This window comes from Tsukamurella soli (assembly GCF_039541155.1).
Lineage (GTDB): Bacteria > Actinomycetota > Actinomycetes > Mycobacteriales > Mycobacteriaceae > Tsukamurella > Tsukamurella soli.
In genome coordinates this window covers 1-2,840 of the sequence record NZ_BAABFR010000208.1, presented here as the reverse complement: position 1 = coordinate 2,840, position 2,840 = coordinate 1, and the positions used below count along the sequence as shown (strand labels likewise).

The window sequence follows — 2,840 nt, the reverse complement described above, 5'->3', positions numbered from 1 at the left end:
CGCGTCGACCGCGGCGGCGATCCCGCCGGGGCGGGGCGTCGACACCGTCAACACGCGGACTGCACCGTCGAGCCCGGCGGCCGCGTCGAGCAGGTCGCGCGGCACGTCGGCGCCCGCGAGTGCGAGCTGTAGGGCGGCGCCGTTGAGCCGCGCCTGGTCGGCGCGTAGCCGCCGCGGCTTGGCGAGATCGAGCGCGAGCAGCGACGTCGCATGCCCGAGCAGCACCTGGGCCACCGGGTCGGGCGGCGCGGGGCACACCGCGACCAGGTGCCCGTGGTCCTGGTCCGGTGAGCCGATTGCCTGGACGATCACGGTGCGGCCGGCGGCGTCCTGCGCGCTCGTCGCGGCGTGCCCGCCGGCCGCCAGTTCGGTTGCGAGGGCGGCGGCTCCGGCGTCCAGCGACCGTGGGTGCGCGATGCCCACCGCGCCGGTGCGGTCGGCCAGCGCGACGAGGAAGCCCGTTGCCGTCGCCAGCTCACGCACCAGTGCGGCCGGGCCGCCTGTGAGGACGGCACGAGTCATCCTGGGCTGGGCGCGGGACGCTCGGAGCAGCGCCGCGTACTCGGCGGCCGCGATCCGGTCCATGACGGCGCGGGCGATCGCGGCGAACGGGGTGGCGCGCGGCACCTGCAGCACCGGCAGGCCGAGCTCCTCGGCGGCCGACAGGAGGTCCGGCGGTATCTGCTCGAACGACAGTCCGATGCCGAATCCCAATGCCGCCACGCCGGATTCGGCCATGCGACGGATGTAGGCGCGGCGTTCGGGGCCCGCCGCGGGGAGCGACAGACCGGTGGTGAGCACCACCTCGCCGCCGCCCAGCCACATGAACGGCTCGGCGTGTTCGATGGTCTGTACCTGTGTCACCGGCCGCTCCAGCGAGCCCGCGGCGGCGGCGACCTGCAGCCGCAGGCTCGGGACCGACGCGAGCCACCGCACCGTGACAGCGCTGCTCGTCATCGTGCCTCCCCGTCGTTCTCTCGACTTCGTCACCCGCTCGACCGGGGGTTCCCGACCGACCACGTGCCCGCTGCGCGCGGTATGGACATTGTGGCGCATGAAGTCCGATTCGACACGCCTATCCGTACCGTGCGAAACAGGGGCGTAGGTCACATCGTTGACAGCGAGCGGTGGCCCGCGTTTCCCGGGCGCCGCGCCGCATCCCGTCGGCCGAGCGACCGACGACGGCGGCAGAGCAGCACCCGTGGCGGCAGCGCACCCGTGTGGACGGGTCCGGCGACCGTGACGGGTCGAGACGAAGGAGCACGTCCGACATGACAGACATCGAGTACCGACTTCCACAGCGTCTCGAGCTGCGCACCGACTTGCCGGGCCCGGCATCGGTTGCGCTCGCCGCGCGCCGTGCCGCGGTCGTCGCGGCAGGCGTCTCGTCGACCGCGCCCGTGTTCGCCGCAGACGCCGACGGTGGCGTGATCGTCGACGTGGACGGCAACTCGCTGATCGACCTGGGCTCCGGCATCGCCGTGACCAGCGTCGGCGCCAGCGATGCGAAGGTCGCCGCCGCCGTCGCCGCGCAGGCCGCGCACTTCACCCACACGTGCTTCATGATCACGCCCTACGAGGGCTACGTCGCCGTCGCCGAGCGGCTCGTCGCGCTGACCCCCGGACACCACGAGAAGCGCGTGGTGTTGTTCAACTCGGGCGCTGAGGCCGTGGAGAACGCCGTCAAGGTGGCGCGGCTGGCGACCGGCCGGCAGGCCGTCGTGGCGTTCGACCACGCGTACCACGGCCGTACCAACCTGACGATGGCCCTGACCGCCAAGTCGATGCCGTACAAGCAGAACTTCGGCCCGTTCGCGCCTGAGGTGTACCGCATGCCGATGTCGTACCCGTTCCGCGACCAGCCGGGCCTGACCGGCGTCGAGGCCGCCCAGCGCGCGATCGGCATGATCGAGAAGCAGATCGGTGCCCAGAGCCTGGCCGCGATCGTGCTCGAGCCGATCCAGGGCGAGGGCGGGTTCATCGTGCCCGCGCCCGGCTTCCTGCCGACGCTGGTGGCGTGGGCCAGGGAGAACGGCGTCGTGTTCATCGCCGACGAGGTGCAGACCGGCTTCGCCCGCACCGGCAACTGGTTCGCGAGCGAGGACGAGGGCATCGTCCCCGACCTGATCACCCTGGCCAAGGGCATCGCCGGCGGCATGCCGCTGTCGGCGGTCGTGGGCCGCGCCGACCTCCTGGACGCGGTGCACCCCGGTGGCCTCGGTGGTACGTACGGAGGCAACCCCGTCGCCTGCGCGGCCGCGCTCGCCACGCTGGATCGCATGGCCGAGTACGACCTGCCCGGCCGCGCCGCCGCCCTGGGGGCGCGCGCCAAGCAGACCCTCACCGACCTCGCGGCGGACGTCCCGGCCATCGGCGACGTCCGCGGCCGCGGACTGATGCTGGCCGTCGAGTTCGTCGGCGCCGACGGCATCACCCCCGACGCCGCGCTGACCAAGGCCGTCGCCGCGCGCTGTCTCGAACAGGGGGTGCTGGTGCTCACCTGCGGCACCTACGGCAACGTCATCCGGCTGCTGCCCCCGCTGGTGATCGCCGAGGAGACCCTCGACGAGGGCCTCGCGATCCTCGTCGACACCATCCGCGCCCTCGCCGGTGCCCAGGCGGAGGTGTCCGCGTGACCGCGGCGCCGGAAGTGGAGTGCGCCGGCCGCATCGAACCCGATCGACTCCCCACCCACGGTCTGTTCGTCGGCGGCGAGTCCGTCCCCGCGGCGGACGGCCGCACGTTCGAGGTGATCGACCCCGCCACCGGACGGGCGATCGCCGTGGTCGCCGACGCCGGCGCGGCCGACACCGAGCTCGCGCTGCGCGCCGCGCCAAGTC

The 2,840-nt window shown here is 73.5% G+C and carries 2 protein-coding genes and 1 pseudogene; 2 read left to right on the top strand and 1 reads right to left on the bottom strand.

Annotated elements, in window-relative coordinates; genetic code table 11:
• Positions 1-957 (bottom strand): PucR family transcriptional regulator ligand-binding domain-containing protein (locus tag ABD908_RS27060; RefSeq protein WP_345001960.1); only part of this gene is annotated, 957 nt, incomplete at its 3' end.
• A gap of 314 nt (positions 958-1,271) precedes the next feature.
• Between ABD908_RS27060 and gabT the strand changes: the two genes are divergently transcribed.
• Positions 1,272-2,636 (top strand): 4-aminobutyrate--2-oxoglutarate transaminase, encoded by a 1,365-nt coding sequence (gene gabT / locus ABD908_RS27055; RefSeq protein ID WP_345001958.1) that lies wholly within the window; start codon positions 1,272-1,274, stop codon positions 2,634-2,636.
• Positions 2,633-2,840, top strand: a pseudogene (locus ABD908_RS27050) (hypothetical protein); the annotation flags it as partial. The gene gabT and the pseudogene ABD908_RS27050, both read left to right, overlap by 4 nt.

What these genes read in the sequence shown, in the direction of transcription:
- gabT (WP_345001958.1), top strand. Translation starts at nt 1,272, where the DNA reads ATGACAGACATCGAGTACCGACTTCCACAGCGTCTCGAGCTGCGCACC.